Raw genomic sequence first — 17,513 nt, 5'->3', positions numbered from 1 at the left:
GCACCATCCCTACTCGCTTCGGGAATGAAGTTGATCGCTGAGCATGTCTATGACCTTATCCTGGACGACATATATCTCAGAGTTTCCGGGATCGACAACCTGAACCGGCTCTATTTCAAGGTCGAAGGATTCAACCCCGGCGGCTCGATCAAGATGAAGACCGCTCGCGGCCTCATCCAGGCCGCTGAGGATTCCGGACGGGATCTGACCGAACTCCGGCTCATCGAGTCGACGTCCGGCAATCTCGGAATCTCCCTCGCCGTCATCTGCGCGGCGAAGGGATACCGGCTGACCCTGGTGACCGACCCGAATTCCAACGCGACGGCCGTGGCCATCATGCGCGCGCTCGGAGCGGAGGTCGTGGAGATCACCGAACGGGACGCCAACGGCGGATTCCTGGGCTCCCGGATCTCCTACATCCAGCAATTACAGGCCGCCGACCCCGATGTCTACTGGCTCAACCAGTACGAGAACCCGACCAACCCCACAGCACACGAGCTGGCCACCGCGCCGTCCATGCTCAGAGAGTTCGGCAAGGTCGACTACCTCTTCCTCGGAGTGGGGACCGGAGGCACCCTGATGGGCTGCGTCGACTACTTCCGCCGCCGCAGTCCGCATACCCGGATCATCGCGGTCGACACCGCCGGCTCGGTCAACTTCCAGGCCACCGCGGGCCCTCGGCACATCCCGGGGCTCGGGACCAGCAAGCGGCCGCCGATCCTCGACAACCAGGCGCCCGACGAGGTCGTGCTGATCCCCGAGTGGGAGACGGTGCGCGAGTGCCGCTGGCTGGCCGAGAAGTCCGGCCTCCTCGCGGGCGGTTCGACCGGCACGGTCCTGGCCGGAATCCGCCGCCTCGCTCCCGGCATCCCGCAGGACGCCACCGTGGTGGCGATCTCGCCGGACCTCGGCGAGCGCTACCTGAACTCCGTGTACGACGACACGTGGGTGGCCGAACGAGGCCTGGACAAGGCCCACTTCGATGATGAAAAGCTACCCGAGGAGGAGCTCGATGTTCTCGTTTGATGTGGTGCCCGGCAAGGTCGTCAAGGACATCCTGGACAGCTCGGCGGAGCGGATCGTCGACCTCGTCGAGGACGCCTACCTGCGTCACGACGGCGGGAAGACGGTCAACCCGGACAGCTACTTCCTGCGCTTCCCGGCGAAGCCGGACGCCCGGATCATCGCCCTGCCCGCCGCGATCGAGCTGTCCGAGGACCACGCCGTCGGGATCAAGTGGATATCCAGCTTCCCCGGCAACGTCGCCGAGGGCATACCCCGCGCCTCCGCCGCGCTGATCCTCAACGACTACGCCACCGGCTACCCGAAGGCGCTGCTGGAGGCCGCCAACATCAGCGCGGTCCGCACCGCCGCCTCGGCCGCGGTGGCGGCACGGGCCTTCGCCCGCCATGTGACCCCGGACGGCCGGGTCTCGTTCATCGGCGCCGGTGTCATCGCCCGGACCATCCTCCGGTACCTCGTGGCCACCGACTATCCGCTGCACTCCGTCGAGATCTTCGACCTGCACGCCGAGTCGGCGCAGCACCTGGCCCGCTTCGCCACCGAGGAGCTCGGACTCACGGCCAAGGCGGTCGGCTCGCTGGCCCAGGCGCTGACCGCCCAGACCGTGATCACGACCACTACGGCCGGCACCCCGTACATCGGGCAGCTGCTCCGCCCGGGACAGGTGGCGCTCAACATCTCGCTGCGCGACTTCCAGCCGACCGTCATCCTCGCCGCCGAGAACTACTTCGACGACGTCGAGCACTGCATGAAGGCCAACACCTCGCCGCACCTGGCCGAACAGGCCACCGGCAGCCGGGACTTCGTCAGCGGAACCCTCGCGGACGTACTCAAGGGCCGGACCCAGCCGCAGGGCCGGCGCGGCCTGGTCTTCTCGCCGTTCGGCCTCGGCGTCCTGGACCTCGCGGTCGGCCAGTACGTCCTCACCGCGGCCCGCGCCCAGGGCCTCACGGTCGAGATCCCGAACTTCTTCGGCGAGACGAGCCGCTGGTGACTCCCGTACGCATGGCCGTGGTCGGCCTCGGTCCGCGCGGGCTCTCCGCGCTGGAGCGGGTCATCAGCCACACCCGGCTCGAAGGCCCGCCCGTCGAGCTGCTGCTGATCGAGCCCGATGAGCCCGGCCCCGGGATGCACGAGGTCAAGCAGCCGGACTACCTGCTGCTCAACACGATCGCCTCGCAGCTGACCATCTTCTCCGACGAGCGGATGACCCCGGACGCACCGGTCACGCCAGGACCCGGCTTCCTGGAGTGGTGCCAGGAGCGTCACGGCCCGGTCGCCTTCGACGCCTTCCTGCCGCGCCGCCTGCTCGGCGAGTACCTGCAGTGGGCCGCCGGTGAGCTGCTGGACCGGGCCTCGGCCTCCGAGCGGCTGACCGTACGCCATCTGCCGGCCGTCGCCGCCTCCGTACGCCAGGACGCCGAAGGCGCCACGGTGACGCTCGCGGACGGCGCCGAGCACCGCGTGGACCTGGCCGTCGTCACCACCGGCCACGGCATCACCCGGACCGCTCCGGCGGAGCGGGACGGCTTCATCTCGCTGCCCTACCCGCTGCCCGACCAGGTGGAGAAGATCCCCGAGGACGCCACGGTCGCGCTGCTCGGCACCGGGCTGAGCGCCATGGACGTCATCGCGGCGCTGACCGTGGGCCGTGGTGGAGAGTTCACCGAGGACGGCTACCGTGCCTCGGGCCGTGAGCCCCGCATCGTCCTGGTGAACCGGACCGGCGGACTGCCCCGCGCCCGTCCGGCCACCACGCGCGAACGCCGCTCCGCGCCGGCCGCCTTCCTCACCCAGGAGGCCGTCGCCGCACTCCGCGAGCGCACCGAGGACGGCCGGCTCGACTTCCGGCGGGACGTCGAACCGCTGATCCTCCGCGAGGCCCGCGCCCGGATGGCCGGCGCCACGCCTGAGGAGACCGCGGCCGTCGAGCGCGCCCTGCGGCCCGACGCCCGGACCTCGCCCGGCTACCAGGAGTACGTGGCCGAGCTGATCGAGCAGGCGGCGGCGGACCTGCGCGAGGCCGAACGCGGCCTCGGCACCAGCCCGGTCAAGGAGGCCCTGGAGATCCTCCGCGACCACCGCGACGGCGTGCGGGCGGCCGTGGACCCGCCGGGCCTGACCGACGAGTCGCACCGCTACTTCATGAGCGCGTACGTCCCTCTGGTCAACCGGACCGTCATCGGCCCGCAGAAGGAGCGCATCCACGAGCTGCTCCAGCTCATCGCCGCAGAAGTGGTCGTACCCGGCCCCGGAGCCGCACCCGAGGTGACCCGGGACGGCGACCGCTGGACGATCGCCTCGACGACGCTGGAGCGGCCGCACCGCATCGAGGCCGACGTGGTGATCAAGGCCAACATGGACTGGCCGGTCCTCGACCCCGGGATCGACCCGATCGCCTGCTCGCTGCGCGAGTGGGCCGCACCCGGCCCCCGCGGCGCGCTCCGCCTGGACCGGGACGGATTCGTCGTACCGCGCGAGCCCGCCGGCTCCTCCCGGTCGGTCGCCGTCTTCGGGCCGCCCGCCGAAGGGGCCAGCTACTACAACCACTACGTGCCGTCACCAGGTGTCTGGTCCCGTGCACTGACCGACCTCGACCGCGTCCTCGGGCCCGTGCTCGGCACCGGACGTGTCACCGGCCGCCCCGACGGCGACCGGCCGGCGCAGTAAACCCGACATCCCCTTACGGAAAGGTTCTCCCACACATGTTGATCCTGGGTTTCAAAGAGGGCCATGACGGCGGAGTCGTCGCCATCGAGGACGGCAAGCTTCTCTTCGCGCTGGAGGCGGAGAAGGACAGCTTCCCGCGCTACGACCGGCTGACCGCCGAGGTGATCACCCGGGCCGCCGGCATGCTGGACCGCCAGCCCGACGTGATCTCGCTGAGCGGCTGGGTCAAGGGCTTCCACTCCGTCGAACCGAAGCTGCGGGCCGGTTACTTCGGCGTCGGTGAGGGCTCCATACAGGACGACCCGGGCAAGTGGTTCGGCAAGGACGTCCGGATCTTCTCCTCCACCCACGAGCGCTCGCACATCATGACCGCGTACGGGATGGCCCCGGCGGCCACCGGCAAGGCGCACTACTCGCTGGTGTGGGAAGGCAGCATCGGCGACTTCTACCGGATCGACGAGTCGGGTGAGGTCACCCACCTCCAGCACGTGATGACCGACCCGGGCAACAAGTACGCCTACCTCTTCTCCCTCGCCGACCCCAAGCACCCGGCGGGCAAGGGCTACTTCAACTACAGCCACGCCGGCAAGCAGATGGCGCTGACGGCCTTCGCCGACGACTCCCCGATGACCAGGGAGGAGAAGGAGACCATCGACTTCATCCTGAAGCAGGACGGCATCGTGCTCGGTGTCTCCAAGGACGAGATGACCTGGTCGCACCTGTACAACGCCGGTGTCGACTCGCAGGCGTACCGCAACGCCGCCGCGAAGCACTCGGACGCGATCTTCGGCCGGTTCTACGACTACGCGGCGAAGAACATGACCGAAGGACTGCCGCTGCAGATCTCCGGTGGCTGCGCGCTCAACTGCAACTGGAACGCGGAGTTCCGTCAGAGCGGCCTGTTCGAGTCCGTCTTCGTGCCGCCGTGCCCGAACGACAGCGGCGCCGCGCTCGGCACCGCCATCGACGCCCAGCTCTTCTACACCGGCCAGGCGACCATCGACTGGGACGTCTACGCGGGCGAGGAGTTCCAGGAGGACATCCAGCCGGACCCCTCCGTCTACGAGACCCGGCCGCTGGTCGCCGCCGAGGTGGCCCGCTTCCTGGAGCAGGGCAACATCATCGGCTGGGCCCGTGGCCGCTACGAGATGGGCCCGCGCGCGCTCGGCAACCGGTCCATCCTGGCCGCGCCGTTCACCGAGGAGACCACCGTCCGGCTCAACACGATCAAGGGCCGCGAGGGCTACCGCCCGATCGCCCCGATCGCGCTGGAGGCGGACGCCGACAAGTGGTTCGTCGGCTCGGTCCACGACCCGTACATGCTCTTCTTCAACCGGGTGACCACCGAGGAGCTGAAGGCCGTCACGCACATCGACGGTTCCGCCCGCACCCAGACGGTCACGCACGAGCGGAACCCGGGCATCGCGACGCTGCTGGAGGCGTTCCGCGACATCACCGGGTTCAGCGTCCTGTGCAACACCTCCCTGAACTTCAACGGCCGCGGGTTTATCAACACCACCAGCGACCTCCTGAAGTACGGCGAGGAGCACGGTCTCGACGGCTACGTCATCAACGACACCTTCGTCACCCGCCGTAAGGGCTGACCTCCCTGCCGTACACGACAAGCACTTGCGGTGCCGCACCCAAAAGGTGACGCGGCCACCGCAAGTGCTGCGTTGTTGTTATCCGATCACACAGAAAGTCGCACTCATGACCACATCCACCGCAGCCCTGCGTCGCGCGCCGCTCTCGTTCGGCCAGGAGCAGCTCTGGTTCCTGGACCAGCTGACCCCCGGTGTGACGGCCTACAACATCCTGCTCGCCTCCCGCCTGCGCGGCCCGCTCCGGACCGACCTGCTCCGGCGCGCCCTCACCCTGGTGCTGGCCCGGCACGAGGCCATGCGCGTGACGATCCACGCCGACGAGGGCGGCATCCCCTACCAGGAGGCGTCGGAGCCCTCCGAGGTGGACCTCCCCGTCATCGACCGGACCGGCCTGGACGCCGAGGCGCAGGACCGTTTCATCGAGGAGACCCTCGGTGAGCTCTCCGGCAAGCCGTTCGACCTCCAGAGCGGGCCGCTCTACCGCTACAGCGTGATCAAGCTGGCCGACGACGACCACGTCTTCGTGCAGAACCTGCACCACATCGCGACGGACGGCTGGTCCTCCGGCATCGTCAACGCCGAGCTGAGGACCGCGTACGACGCTCTGCTGGCCGACCGTGAGCCGGAGTTCGAGAAGCCGGGCTCGCAGTACCTGGACGCCGCCCGCGCGCAGCGCGAGCACATGCGGGGCGAGGTGCTCAAGGAGGAGCTGGACTTCTGGGCCGACCGGCTGGCCGACCTGCCCACCCTGGAGTTCCCGACCGACCGGCCCCGGCCCGCCACGGCGACCCGCGGCGGCGGCGCGGTGGTCGGCGAGTTCCCGACGGAGCTGCTGGAGCGGGCGCGCGCGCTCGCCAAGGAGCACAACGTCTCGCTCTACATGGTGCTCTCGGCCGCCCTCCAGGTGGTGCTGAGCCGCTACACCGGCCAGGAGGACCTCCCGATCGGCGTGCCGATGCTGAGCCGGACCGAGGTCGAACTGGAGGACGTGGTCGGCCTCTTCGTCAACATGGTGGTCGCGCGTTCCGACGTGTCGGGCGACCCGACCTTCGCCGAGCTGCTGGACCGGACGCTCGACGCCAACCTGGACCTCTACGAGCACCAGGAGGTCCCCTTCCACCTGATCGTCGAGCGGGTCCAGCCGGAGCGGGTGGCCGGCCGCAATCCGCTCTTCCAGGTCTCCATGCAGCTGCTCGGCGCCGCCAACTCCGGTGGCAGCGTGGCCTTCTCGGGCGTGACCAGCACGCCGGTCAGCCCGCCCGGCGCCTCCTCGCGCTTCGACATGGCGATCGACTTCGTCGAGTCCGGTGACACGCTCAAGGCGTTCGTCGAGTACAGCAAGGACCTGTTCGACGAGTGGCGGATCGCGGCGCTGCTCGGCCACATCGAGACGGTGCTCTCGGCCGCGGCGAAGGACACCTCGCTCCGCGTCTCCCAGCTCCCGCTGCTCACCGACGCCGAGCGCGAGGAGGCCTTCGCCATCGGCAAGGGCGAGGACGCCGAGTACAGCGAGGACGCGCTGCACGTCGGCCTCGCGAAGATCGCGCGCGAGACCCCGGACGCGGTGGCCGTGGTCTGCCGCAACGTCGAGATCACCTACGGCGAACTCGACCGGCGCGCCGACCGCCTCGCCCGCCACCTGCGGGCTCTCGGCCTGAAGCACGGCCAGGTCGTCGCCACGGTGATCGACCGCGACGTGGACGCGTACGTGGCGATGGCCGGCATCCTGAAGGCTGGCGGCGCCTTCGCGATGATGGACCCGAAGCTGCCCGCCGCCCGCCTGGACTACATGATCAAGGACACCGCCGCCCCGGTGGTGCTGACCCGCTCCCCGCTGGCCGACCGGCTGCCGGAGTCCACCGGCTGGGCCCGGGTGCTCATCGACACGGACTGGCCGCAGATCGAGGCCGTCCCGGCCGACGAGCCGTTGGAGGAGTGGGCGACCCGCGAGTCCCTGGCGTACGTCCTCTACACCTCGGGCTCCACCGGTACGCCCAAGGGCGTCATGATCGCCCACCGCGCGGTCTCGTTCTTCTGCGAGGCCTACCGGCGTACGTTCGACTTCGGCCCGCAGGACCGGCTGCTCCAGCTGCCCGCGCTGAACTTCGACATGTCGCAGGGCGAGATCTGGACGGCGTTCCTGGTCGGCGCGCGGGTGGTGGCGGTGTCGCCGGAGGACGCCCAGTCGCCGGAGGCGCTGACCGCGCTGCTGCGGGACCAGAAGGTCACCTACGCCGGACTGCCGCCGGCGATGCAGTCGGTGATGGAGCCCGGACCCTACCCGGACCTGAAGTACGTCATGGGCGGCGCCGAGGTGCTGCCTCCCGAGCTCGTCAACAAGTGGAACCTGCCGGGCCGCAAGTACCTCAACCTGTACGGCCCCACCGAGTGCGCGATCGGCCAGACCGAGTACCACGTCGAGCAGATCGAGTGGACGACGCCGCCGCCGATCGGCCGCCCGCAGCTCAACCGGCAGGTCTACATCGTCGACCCGCGGAACAACCTGGTGCCCAAGGGCGTCTACGGCGAGCTGCTCATCGGCGGCAAGGAGGGCGGGCTGGCCCGCGGTTACCTGAACCAGCCGGAGATGACGGCGGCCAAGTTCATCCAGGACCCCTTCGACCCGAGCAGCAAGGTCTACCGCAGCGGTGACCTGGTGCGCTGGACCGAGGGCGGCCAGATCGAGTTCCTCGGCCGGATGGACAACCAGGTCAAGCTGCGCGGCCTGCGCGTGGAGCTCGGCGAGATCGAGACCGCGCTGCAGCTGCACCCCGGCATCCTGCGGGCCGTGGTCCTGATGCGGCCCGACCGGCGAGGCGAGAACCGGCTGGTGGGCTACTTCACCTCGGTGGGCCAGGTGCCGGACATCGACGGCCTGCGCAAGCACCTGGCCGAGTCGCTGCCGGACTACATGGTGCCGACCGCCTGGGTGCCGCTCGACAAGTTCCCGATGAACAACGACGGCTGGAAGATCAACCGGAACGGGCTTCCGGAGCCCGCGGACGAGGACGGCGACCGCGACTTCACCGCGCCGCGGACCCCGACCGAGGAGCAGGTCGCCGCCGCCTTCGCCGACGTCCTGGCGCTGAAGCAGGTCGGCGCCGACGACAGCTTCTTCGACATCGGCGGCAACTCGCTCCAGGCGCTGCGCGTGGTGAGCCGGATCAACAAGACCCTGAAGATCCGCATCAGCGTCCGGCTGCTCTACGGCAACGCCACGGTCGCCGCCATCTCCACCGTGGTCGACGAGCTGATCGAGGCGAAGAACCGTGGCTGACCTGGACCGCATCGTCCCGCTGCGGACCGAGGGCGACCGGACACCGCTGTTCTGCGTGCACGCGGTGTCCGGCTCGGCCTACTCGTACGCGGGCCTGGCCCGGCTGCTCGACGAGGGCCGGCCGGTGTACGGGTTCGAGGCGCCCGGCTTCGACAACGACCGCGCCCCCGTGCGGTCGTTGCCGGACCTGGCCGACGAGTACACCGAGATCCTGCGGGAGTTCCGGCCCGACGGCGAGTACCGGCTGCTCGGCTGGTCGCTCGGCGGGCTGCTGGCCCACGAGATGGCGAAGCGGCTGACGGCGTCCGGCCACCGGGTCGCCAACCTGATCATGGTGGACACCGGTCTGCCCGTGGTGTCGCCGCTCCCGCCGGAACGGGACATCCTGATCCGGTACATCCGGGACATGATGGGCCTCGAAGAGGAACCGGCCGAGCTCAAGCGGCTCTTCGAGGCCTTCCCGCCGGACGTCGAACCCGACACCGTCTTCCAAGCGGTCGAGGAGTCCGGCCTGCTGCCGGAGGAGTTCGACGCCTATCTGCTGGCGGGCCAGTACGACGTCTTCCGCTCGCACCTGGAGGGCTTCTACTCCATCGACGTCACCGGCGGCTACGACGGACCCGCGATCCACATCATGGCGAGCGGGTCGGTCGCGGAGGACATGCCGTGGAAGCGGCTGATGCCCGACCTCCGCGAGCACACCGTGCCGGGAACACATCACACCATCTGGAACGGCGCGAGCCTGGAGACCCTGACCCGGATCGTCCAGGACGCTCTCGACGCCGAGAACTACGGTTAGGGGCATCGATGTCGGTCACATCCGAAACCGGGAGCGAACCCGAGGAACAGGTACGGAGCCTGTGGCACAACCCGGACTTCCTGAGGTTCTGGGTCGGCGAGACCGTATCGCTGCTCGGCACCCAGGTCACCAACCTGGCGCTGCCGCTCACGGCGATCTACGCCTTCAACGCCAGCGACGAGCAGGTCGGCTTCCTGCGGTTCCTGCAGCTCGTCCCGTACATCGGGTTCGCCCTGCTCTTCGGGGTCTGGGTGGACCGGGTCCGGCGGCGGAACGTCATGCTGGCGACCAACATGTTCCGCGCGGTGCTGATCGGGCTGATACCCGTACTGCACTGGCTGGACGTGCTCAACATGCCGGTGCTGCTGGTCATCGCCTGCGCGCTCGGCACCGCCTCATGCCTCTTCGACGTGAGCTGGATGCCGTTCGTGCCGACCCTGGTCAAGGATCCCAAGCACTACGTCGAGGCCAACGCCAAGATGGGCATCAGCCAGTCGGTCTCCGACGTCGCCGGGCCCGGTATGGCCGGTGTCCTGGTCTCCGTGCTGACCGCTCCGGTGGCGCTGATCGTCAACGCGGGCTCGTACCTCTTCTCCACCTTCATGCTGCTGCTGGTCCGCACCCGGGAAGCCGTCCCGGAGCCGGGCGTGAAGCGGCACGTGTGGCGGGAGCTGCGGGACGGCATCGAGTGGGTGTTCCGCAAGCCGATCCTGCGCTGGCTGGCGATCGTCGGCTTCTGCTGCAACTTCTCGATGATCACCGTGTGGACCATGTTCCTGCTCTACGGCACCCGTGACCTCTCGCTCAGCGCCTCGACGCTGGGCGCGATCTTCGGGACCGCCTCGGTGGGTGGCCTGATCGGCGCGATCGCCTCGCGCAAGGTGGTGCAGCGCTTCCCGCTCGGGCGGGTCTACTTCGTCGCGCAGACCGCGCTGCTGCTCGGCCCGATCCTGATCGTCCTGGCCGGCGGGCCCAAGCTGGTGGTCATCGGCCTGGTCACGCTGTCCTTCTTCACCACCTACCTGGGCCTCGGCATCGCCAACGTCATCATCGTCAGCGTGCGGCAGACCACCACACCGCACTCGATGATGAGCCGGATGACCGCCTGCTTCCGCACGCTGCTCTTCGGCGGCGGCGCGCTCGGCGGTCTGGTGGCCGGTCTGCTCTCCGGCGCGATCGGCAACCGCAACGCCCTCATCGTCGCCGCGGCCTTCTCGGCCGCGGTGGTGGTGGCCCTGGTCAAGTCGCCGGTCAGCCGGTTGCGGGAGCTGCCGCCCGCGGCGGCCGAGCCGACGGCGAAGACCTCGTCCTAGCCGACCCGACGGGGTTCAGGTCCCCGCACCTCCTGGCCAGGAGGTGCGGGGACCGGCCCGGCGTCACCGGGAGCCGGATCCGTCCGTACGGTGCTCCTCGGCGCGCTCCACGAGGATCCGGTGCAGGTCGCGTGCGGTCCGCGTCACCGAGGCCGAGCGGTTGCGCTGCACCACCAGCACCACGGTGGTGGAGCCGTGCGCCAGCGGACGGCAGGTGATCGCGCCGGTGCGCTCCAGCGGGTCGCCGACCACGCTGTAGTCCGGCAGCAGCGTGACGCCGAGCCCCTCCGCCACCATCAGCTTGCCCATCTCCGCGCCGTCGGCGGAGTACGAGAACGAGGGCACCCTGCCCTTCAGCAGCCGGTGCGTGAAGCGGTGCATCACATAGCCGGACCGCATCACGATCAGCGGCTCGCGCAGCAGCTCCTCCACACCGACCGACTCCAGGGCCGCCAGCGGACTGTCGGGACGCGTACAGACGACCGGACGGCCCCGGATCAGCTCCGTGGTGTCCAGGTCCGTCGCGATGTCGTCGCCCTCCAGGTAGTTCACCAGCCCGAGGTCCACGCCGCCTTCCAGCAGCGAACGGTGGATCACCGACTGCTGGGCCGCGATCACCTCCACCTCGGTCGCCGGATGCAGCGTGTGGAACTCCCGGATCGCCGGTACGAGCAGCGGCACCGTCGCCGCGAACACCGTGCCGAGCCGGACCGAACGGCTGGTGCGGTGCTGCTCGTCGGCGGCCCGGCGCAGCCGGTCGACCGCGTCCAGCACCCCGATGATGTGCGGCAGCAGCTCGCGACCCGCCTCGCTGATCGTCGCTCCCGACCGCTTCCGGTCCAGCACGGCCACGCCGAGCTCGCGCTCCAGATTCCGTACGGTCTCGCTCAACGCGGGCTGCGACAGGTGCAGTTCCTCCGCCGCCCGGCGCAGCGAGCCGAGCCGGGTGACGGCCTCGATGTACTCCAGCTGTTCGATCCGCACGGCGGCCCTTCCCTCGACCGGGCATCAGGTGGAAGGGAAACCCTATCGCTCCCTCGCCGATGCCTTCTCGACCTGGAGCGTTCCGGCACCCTACTCTGGAACCCGAAGGCGCTCCGGCATCCACCGGGTGCCCGCCGCGGAACGCGAAAGGAGAGGGATGTGCGCCGCTTGACCCGTCGCCGCCACATCGACCTCGGCCGCGTTTCCAGCGCCTTCTGTTGTCGCGAAGTCTGAGGAGAGCCTTCCTCCTTCGCGCTCCCGTGTCCGCGGTGCACCTGTGCCGCCGTCGCACTCGTGCGGTGACCGCCGTGACCGGGACGCTCCTCTCCTCCCGCGCTCCTCGCCCCTGATCGGGTTTCTCGATCACCGGGGCCACTCCGCCATGCTCAGCTGTCCGGGAGAACCGCATGTCCACTCCGCCCTCCGCCGACCCGGTCCGCTTCGCGTACTGGGTGCCCAACGTCAGCGGCGGCCTCGTCACCTCCACCATCGAGCAGCGCACCGACTGGGGATACGACTACAACCGCGAACTCGCCGTCCTCGCCGAGAACAACGGCTTCGACTACGCGCTCAGCCAGGTCCGCCACATGGCCGGCTACGGCGCCGAGTACCAGCACGAGTCCACCTCCTTCAGCCTCGCCCTCCTCCTCGCCACCCAGCGGCTGAAGGTCATCGCCGCCGTCCACCCCGGCCTCTGGCACCCCGGCGTCCTCGCCGAACTCGGCGCCACCGCCGACCATTTCAGCAACGGCCGCTTCGCGGTCAACGTGGTCAGCGGCTGGTTCAAGGACGAGTTCACCGCGCTCGGCGAACCCTGGCTGGAGCACGACGAGCGCTACCGCCGCTCCGAGGAGTTCATCCGGGCCCTGCGCGCGATCCGGACCGAGGACCACGCCGAACTCGCCGGCGACTTCTACCGCATCCGGGACTTCGGCAGGAAGGTGCTGCCGCTGGTCCGCGAGCTGGAGGCCGACGCCCTCTAGGGCCTGTCCGGCACTCCTGACCGCCCCTCCCCAGAAACGAGATCCTCCTCATGGCCACTGTCCTCTCGGTCTCCGGCAGCCCCTCCGCCACCTCCCGCACCGCCCGCCTCCTGCGCCACCTCGACGCCGACCTCACCGCCCAGGGCCACGACGTGATACCGCTCGACGTCCGTACGCTGCCCGCCGAGGCCCTCCTCGGCGCCGACTTCGCGCACCCGGAGATCGTCCGGGCCACCGAGCTCTTCGCCCGCGCCGACGGCATCGTCATCGGCACGCCGGTCTACAAGGCCGCCTACTCCGGCCTCCTCAAGACGCTCCTGGACCTGCTGCCGCAGTACGCGCTCACCGGCAAGACCGTCCTCCCGCTCGCCACCGGCGGCACCACCGCCCATGTCCTGGCGCTCGACTACGCGCTGCGCCCGGTCCTCTCCTCCATGGGCGCCGCGCACATCGTCCCGGGCCGGTTCGTCCTGGACCGGCACATCACGGCCGGCGAGGACGGTTCGCTCGTCCTGGACCCCGCATCCGCAGCCCCGCTCGACCAGGTGGTCGCCCAGTTCGCCGCCGCCCTGGACCGCACCGCCCCGGTCCCCGCCACCCGCTGACCCCGATCCGCAACCCTCCTGGAGGCAGGCCGTGACCGCGACGACCCGACGACGACCACCGCTCACCGCGCGGGTGATCCGCGACGGTGACGAGGCGCTGCGCACCGCCGCCGAACTCGCCGAGGAGTTCCGTCCGGGCGCCTCCGGCCGCGACGCCCGGCGCGAGCTGCCGCGCGCCGAGCTCGACCGCCTCACCGCCACCGGCCTCCTCGCCGTCACCGTCCCGGCCGAGCACGGCGGGGCCGACGTCTCCGCCGCCACGCTCGCGGAGGTCTTCCGGCTGCTCGCTTCCGCCGACGCCAGCCTGGCGCAGATCCCGCAGAGCCACTTCGCGTACGTCAACGTCCTGCGACAGCAAGGCAGTCCGGAGCAGCAGGCCTTCTTCTTCGCCGAGGTGCTGGCCGGCCGCCGCTTCGGCAACGCCCAGTCCGAGGCCGGAACCAAGCACCTCCAGGACATCCGGACGCGGCTGATGTCCGCCGACGACGGCTCGTACCGCCTGACCGGCGTGAAGAGCTACTCCACCGGAGCCCTCTTCGCCGACTGGATCCCCGTCCTCGCCCGCACCGAGGACGGCCTGCTCCATGTCGCGTACGTCCCGGCCGACGCGCCCGGCCTCACGGTGACCGACGACTGGGACGGCATGGGCCAGCGGACGACCGCGAGCGGCACGGTCGAACTGACGGACGTCGCGGTCCCGGCGGCCCACATCGTCCCGCACCACCTCACCTTCACCGGCCCTCAACTCCACGGCGCCATAGCCCAGTTGCTGCACACCGCCATCGATGCCGGCATCGCGGCCGGAGCGCTGGCCGAAGCGGCCGATTTCGTCCGGACGCGGAGCCGGCCCTGGTTCGAGAGCGGGTACGAGAGCGCCGCCGAGGACCCGCTCCTCATCCAGCGCTTCGGTGAACTGGAACTCCGCCACCGCGCCGCCGACGCGCTGCTGGCCACCGCCGCGCGGGCCGTCGACGCGGCAAGGGCCGACCTCGACGACGACAGCGCGGCCGAGGCGTCGATCGCGGTCGCGGCGGCGAAGGCGTACGCCGGGAGCGCTGCGCTGGAGATCGCGGACGCGCTCTTCGAGGTCTCCGGCACCCGTGCCGCGCTCGACAGCCTCAATCTGCACCGCCACTGGCGCGACGCCCGCACCCACACGCTCCACGACCCGGCGCGCTGGAAGATCCAGCACCTCGGGCGGTACGTCCTCAACGGCACCCGCCCGCCCCGCCACGGCCTGCTCTGACTCACCACCCCTTCGGAGAGACGATGTCCCTGACCTTCCACTGGTTCCTGCCCACCAACGGCGACAGCCGCCATGTCGTCGGCGGCGGCCACGGAACCCCGGTCACCGCGGCCGGTGGCGACCGCCCGCCGTCCGTCCGCTACCTCGCCCAGATCGCCCGCGCAGCCGAGGACGTCGGCTTCACCGGAGTGCTCACGCCGACCGGCGCCTGGTGCGAGGACGCCTGGCTCACCACCGCGATGGTCAGCCAGCACACCGAGCGGCTGAAGTTCCTCGTCGCCTTCCGGCCCGGCTTCATCTCACCGACCCTGGCCGCGCAGATGGCCTCCACCTACCAGCGGCAGACCGGCGGCCGGCTGCTGCTCAACGTCGTCACCGGTGGCGAGAGCCACGAGCAGCGCGCGTACGGCGACTTCCTGGACAAGGACGCCCGCTACGCCCGTACCGATGAATTCCTGGAGATCGTCCGGCAGTTGTGGGACGGCAAGACCGTCGACCTGGACGGCGACCATCTCCACGTCGAGCAGGCCCGCCTCACCCAGCTCCCCGACCCCGTCCCGGAGGTCTACTTCGGCGGCTCCTCACCGGCCGCCGGCCGCGTCGCCGCCCGCCACGCGGACGTCTACCTCACCTGGGGCGAACCGCCGGCCCAGGTGGCGGAGAAGATCGCCTGGATCCGGTCGCTCGCCGCCGAGCAGGGCCGTACCGTACGGTTCGGCATCCGGCTGCACGTGATCACCCGGGACACCTCCGAGGCGGCCTGGGCCGAGGCGGACCGGCTGCTCGCCGGCTTCGACCCAAAGACCGTGCGCTCGGTCCAGGAAGGCCTGCGGCGCAGCGAGTCGGAGGGCCAGCGGCGGATGCTGGAGCTGCACGGCGGCGGCCGGGACGGCCTGGAGATCCACCCGAACCTGTGGGCCGGCATCGGCCTCGTCCGCGGCGGCGCGGGCACCGCGCTGGTCGGCAGCCACGCGGAGGTCGCGGACCGGATCCGGGAGTACCACGCGCTCGGCATCGACGAGTTCGTGCTCTCCGGCTATCCGCACCTGGAGGAGGCGTACTGGTTCGGCGAAGGCGTCCTGCCACGGCTGGCGGATGCGGGACTGTGGACGCACCCGGCGGGGCCGGTCCGTCCGGGCGGTGCGGCGGAGATCCCGTTCGCGGGCGGTGCGGAGGTGGCGCGGTAAGGCCGGGTCTCGAAGGGGTACGGAGCCCGGGCCGGCATCCACGGCAGCCGGCCCGGCTCTCACCGCTCCAGCGCCGCCTTCATCATCTTCTGCGCGATCGGCGCCGCCAGGCCGTTGCCGCTGACCTCGGAGCGCGCCGAGCCGGAGTCCTCGACGATCACCGCGACGGCGACCTCCTTGCCGCTGCTGTCGTCCTTCGCGTACGAGGTGAACCAGGCGTACGGAGTGTTGCTGTTGTCCACGCCGTTCTGCGCGGTCCCGGTCTTCCCGCCGACCTCGGCCCCGTCGATCTTCGCGTTGGTGCCGGTACCTTCCTCGACCACGGTCACCATCGCGCTGCGCAGCTGCTCGGCGGTCTTCTCGTCCACCACCCGCTTCGTGTCGCCGTCCTCGGTCTCCTCCAGCGTGGAGCCGTCGCCGTCCGTCACCGAGGAGACCATGTGCGGCGCGGCCAGCTCACCGCCGTTGGCGAGGGCCGAGGTGACCATCGCCATCTGGAGCGGCGTCGCGGTGACCTCGAACTGGCCGATGCCGGTCAGCGCCGTCTGCGCCTTGTCCATGCCGGTCGGATAGACGCTCTTCGCCGCCCGCACCGGCACGTCCAGCTTCTCGGTGTCGAAGCCGAACGCGTCCGCCATCTCCTTGACCTTGTCCTGGCCGAGGTCGGCGGCGGCCTTGGCGAAGACGTTGTTGCAGGAGTACTGGAGGGCGGTGCGCAGGGTCGCGTTCTCGCAGGGCGCGGAGGCGTTCTCGTTGCGCAGGACCGTACGGGTGCCCGGGAGCGTGTACGGGTCGGGGCTCTTGGTGGCCTCGTCGACGGAGCCGTACAGGCCGTTCTCCAGCGCCGCGGCCGCGACCACCAGCTTGAACGTGGAGCCCGGCGCCAGCGGCTGCCGCAGCGCCCGGTTGACCAGCGGTTTCTCCTCGTCGTCCAGCAGCTTCTGCCAGGCGTCGCCGTCGTCCGTACCGCTGATCTTCGACGGGTCGTACGACGGCGTGGAGACCATGCCGAGGATGCGGCCGGTCTTCGGGTCGATGGCCACGGCCGCGCCCTTGTCGTCGCCGAGCGCCTCGTACGCCGCCTTCTGGACGCCCGGGTCGATCGTGGTCAGGACGTTGCCCGGAGCGGCCTGCTTGCCGGTGATCAGGTCGGCCGGGTTCTTCAGGCGGTCGTCCGTGCCGTCCAGGACATGGCTGTAGATGCCTTCGAGCTGGGTCGCCCCGTACGCCTGCGAGCTGTAGCCCGTCACGGCCGCGTAGAGCTCGCCCTGCGTGTAGGTCCTCTTGTACCGGAGGTCGCCGCCACTGGTCCCCTTCGATCCGGTGACCGGCGAACCGGCCACGATGATGTCCCCGAGCGGCTGCGCGTACTGCGCGATGGTGTTCCGCCGGTTGTGCTCGTCGTCTGCGAGCGCCTTGGCCTGGTAGCCCTGCACCCACGTCGCCCGCACCAGCAGGGCGAGGACCGCGAGCAGGCAGAAGACCGAAGCGCGCCTGATTGTCTTGTTCATCCCGCTGGAGGGACGAGCGGGGCCGTTCCGCACGTTCCCGGTTGTGCCGCTTCTCACCGATTTCTCACGTGGCCCACCAGCCTGTGACGCTCAGCCCGGATTTCGGGCCGTGGCTCAGCCCGGCGTGATGAAACCGGACTCGTAGGCCGCGATGACCGTGCGTACGGTCCCGGGCGCCGGTCTTCACGAGGACCGCCGCCACTTGGGTCTTCGCCGTCGCCGGGCCCACCGCGAGCCGTCCCGCGATCTCGGCGTTGGCCGGCCCGGCCGCCCAGCAGCGCCGCCCGCTCCGCGATACCGCGCAGTCCGCG

The 17,513-nt window shown here is 70.3% G+C and carries 14 protein-coding genes and 1 pseudogene; 12 read left to right on the top strand and 3 right to left on the bottom strand.

Going from position 1 to position 17,513, the window contains the following annotated elements; all coding sequences use genetic code 11:
• The first annotated feature begins 24 nt into the window (after positions 1–24).
• From sbnA to ABZ267_RS15090, 7 genes are all read left to right on the top strand, one after another.
• Positions 25–1,026 carry a 2,3-diaminopropionate biosynthesis protein SbnA gene (sbnA, locus tag ABZ267_RS15120; RefSeq protein WP_356748538.1) on the top strand — a complete coding sequence of 334 codons (1,002 nt, stop codon included), beginning with the start codon at positions 25–27 and terminating at the stop codon, positions 1,024–1,026.
• Entirely contained in the window at positions 1,013–2,017 is a 1,005-nt protein-coding gene (gene sbnB, locus ABZ267_RS15115) for a 2,3-diaminopropionate biosynthesis protein SbnB (protein WP_356748536.1), read from the top strand. The genes sbnA and sbnB overlap by 14 nt, the downstream gene beginning before the upstream one ends.
• Positions 2,014–3,693 carry an FAD/NAD(P)-binding protein gene (locus ABZ267_RS15110; protein WP_356748534.1) on the top strand — a complete coding sequence of 560 codons (1,680 nt, stop codon included), beginning with the start codon at positions 2,014–2,016 and terminating at the stop codon, positions 3,691–3,693. The genes sbnB and ABZ267_RS15110 overlap by 4 nt, the downstream gene beginning before the upstream one ends.
• Positions 3,694–3,728: 35 nt before the next feature.
• Entirely contained in the window at positions 3,729–5,297 is a 1,569-nt protein-coding gene (locus tag ABZ267_RS15105) for a carbamoyltransferase C-terminal domain-containing protein (protein ID WP_356748532.1), read from the top strand.
• A gap of 106 nt (positions 5,298–5,403) precedes the next feature.
• Positions 5,404–8,574 carry an amino acid adenylation domain-containing protein gene (locus ABZ267_RS15100; RefSeq protein ID WP_356748530.1) on the top strand — a complete coding sequence of 1,057 codons (3,171 nt, stop codon included), beginning with the start codon at positions 5,404–5,406 and terminating at the stop codon, positions 8,572–8,574.
• Entirely contained in the window at positions 8,567–9,373 is an 807-nt protein-coding gene (locus ABZ267_RS15095) for an alpha/beta fold hydrolase (RefSeq protein ID WP_356748526.1), read from the top strand. Before ABZ267_RS15100 ends, ABZ267_RS15095 begins: the two co-directional genes overlap by 8 nt.
• An 8-nt stretch (positions 9,374–9,381) precedes the next feature.
• Positions 9,382–10,686, top strand: coding sequence for an MFS transporter (locus ABZ267_RS15090; protein WP_356748524.1), 1,305 nt, complete (start codon positions 9,382–9,384; stop codon positions 10,684–10,686).
• A gap of 63 nt (positions 10,687–10,749) precedes the next feature.
• Here ABZ267_RS15090 and ABZ267_RS15085 read toward each other — a convergent pair whose 3' ends face one another.
• Positions 10,750–11,670 (bottom strand): LysR family transcriptional regulator, encoded by a 921-nt coding sequence (locus tag ABZ267_RS15085; protein ID WP_356748522.1) that lies wholly within the window; start codon positions 11,668–11,670, stop codon positions 10,750–10,752.
• Between ABZ267_RS15085 and ABZ267_RS15080 the strand changes: the two genes are divergently transcribed.
• The 5 genes from ABZ267_RS15080 (at position 11,593) to ABZ267_RS15060 (ending at position 15,691) form a co-directional block, all read left to right on the top strand.
• A complete protein-coding gene (locus ABZ267_RS15080; protein WP_356748520.1) occupies positions 11,593–11,904 on the top strand; it encodes a putative leader peptide in 312 nt (103 codons plus the stop codon). The genes ABZ267_RS15085 and ABZ267_RS15080 overlap by 78 nt on opposite strands.
• A 173-nt stretch (positions 11,905–12,077) precedes the next feature.
• Positions 12,078–12,653: an LLM class flavin-dependent oxidoreductase gene (locus tag ABZ267_RS15075; protein WP_356363812.1), complete on the top strand. Its 576-nt coding sequence runs from the start codon at positions 12,078–12,080 to the stop codon at positions 12,651–12,653.
• A gap of 50 nt (positions 12,654–12,703) precedes the next feature.
• Positions 12,704–13,258 (top strand): NADPH-dependent FMN reductase, encoded by a 555-nt coding sequence (gene ssuE / locus ABZ267_RS15070; protein ID WP_356748518.1) that lies wholly within the window; start codon positions 12,704–12,706, stop codon positions 13,256–13,258.
• Between the two features lie 73 nt (positions 13,259–13,331).
• Positions 13,332–14,504 (top strand): SfnB family sulfur acquisition oxidoreductase, encoded by a 1,173-nt coding sequence (locus ABZ267_RS15065; RefSeq protein ID WP_356748901.1) that lies wholly within the window; start codon positions 13,332–13,334, stop codon positions 14,502–14,504.
• 23 nt (positions 14,505–14,527) lie between these two features.
• Complete coding sequence (locus ABZ267_RS15060; protein WP_356748516.1) at positions 14,528–15,691, top strand: LLM class flavin-dependent oxidoreductase; 1,164 nt, start codon at positions 14,528–14,530, stop codon at positions 15,689–15,691.
• Between the two features lie 59 nt (positions 15,692–15,750).
• Here ABZ267_RS15060 and ABZ267_RS15055 read toward each other — a convergent pair whose 3' ends face one another.
• Both ABZ267_RS15055 and ABZ267_RS15050 read right to left on the bottom strand, forming a co-directional pair.
• Positions 15,751–17,202 (bottom strand): penicillin-binding protein 2, encoded by a 1,452-nt coding sequence (locus ABZ267_RS15055; protein WP_356748514.1) that lies wholly within the window; start codon positions 17,200–17,202, stop codon positions 15,751–15,753.
• A gap of 114 nt (positions 17,203–17,316) precedes the next feature.
• Positions 17,317–17,473: pseudogene (locus tag ABZ267_RS15050) on the bottom strand (DNA-binding response regulator); the annotation flags it as partial.
• Positions 17,474–17,513: the final 40 nt, after the last annotated feature.

The sequence above is a fragment of the Streptomyces sp. NPDC006174 genome, assembly GCF_040614075.1.
Lineage (GTDB): Bacteria > Actinomycetota > Actinomycetes > Streptomycetales > Streptomycetaceae > Streptomyces.
Note: the sequence above shows the minus strand (reverse complement) of the source record. Positions and strands in the feature narration are given on the sequence as shown.

Coding starts and splice junctions, on each gene's coding strand:
- ABZ267_RS15105 (WP_356748532.1), top strand. CDS start 3,729: ATGTTGATCCTGGGTTTCAAAGAGGGCCATGACGGCGGAGTCGTCGCC.
- ssuE (WP_356748518.1), top strand. CDS start 12,704: ATGGCCACTGTCCTCTCGGTCTCCGGCAGCCCCTCCGCCACCTCCCGC.
- ABZ267_RS15100 (WP_356748530.1), top strand. CDS start 5,404: ATGACCACATCCACCGCAGCCCTGCGTCGCGCGCCGCTCTCGTTCGGC.
- sbnB (WP_356748536.1), top strand. CDS start 1,013: ATGTTCTCGTTTGATGTGGTGCCCGGCAAGGTCGTCAAGGACATCCTG.
- ABZ267_RS15090 (WP_356748524.1), top strand. CDS start 9,382: ATGTCGGTCACATCCGAAACCGGGAGCGAACCCGAGGAACAGGTACGG.
- sbnA (WP_356748538.1), top strand. CDS start 25: ATGAAGTTGATCGCTGAGCATGTCTATGACCTTATCCTGGACGACATA.
- ABZ267_RS15060 (WP_356748516.1), top strand. CDS start 14,528: ATGTCCCTGACCTTCCACTGGTTCCTGCCCACCAACGGCGACAGCCGC.
- ABZ267_RS15075 (WP_356363812.1), top strand. CDS start 12,078: ATGTCCACTCCGCCCTCCGCCGACCCGGTCCGCTTCGCGTACTGGGTG.
- ABZ267_RS15055 (WP_356748514.1), bottom strand. CDS start 17,202: ATGAACAAGACAATCAGGCGCGCTTCGGTCTTCTGCCTGCTCGCGGTC.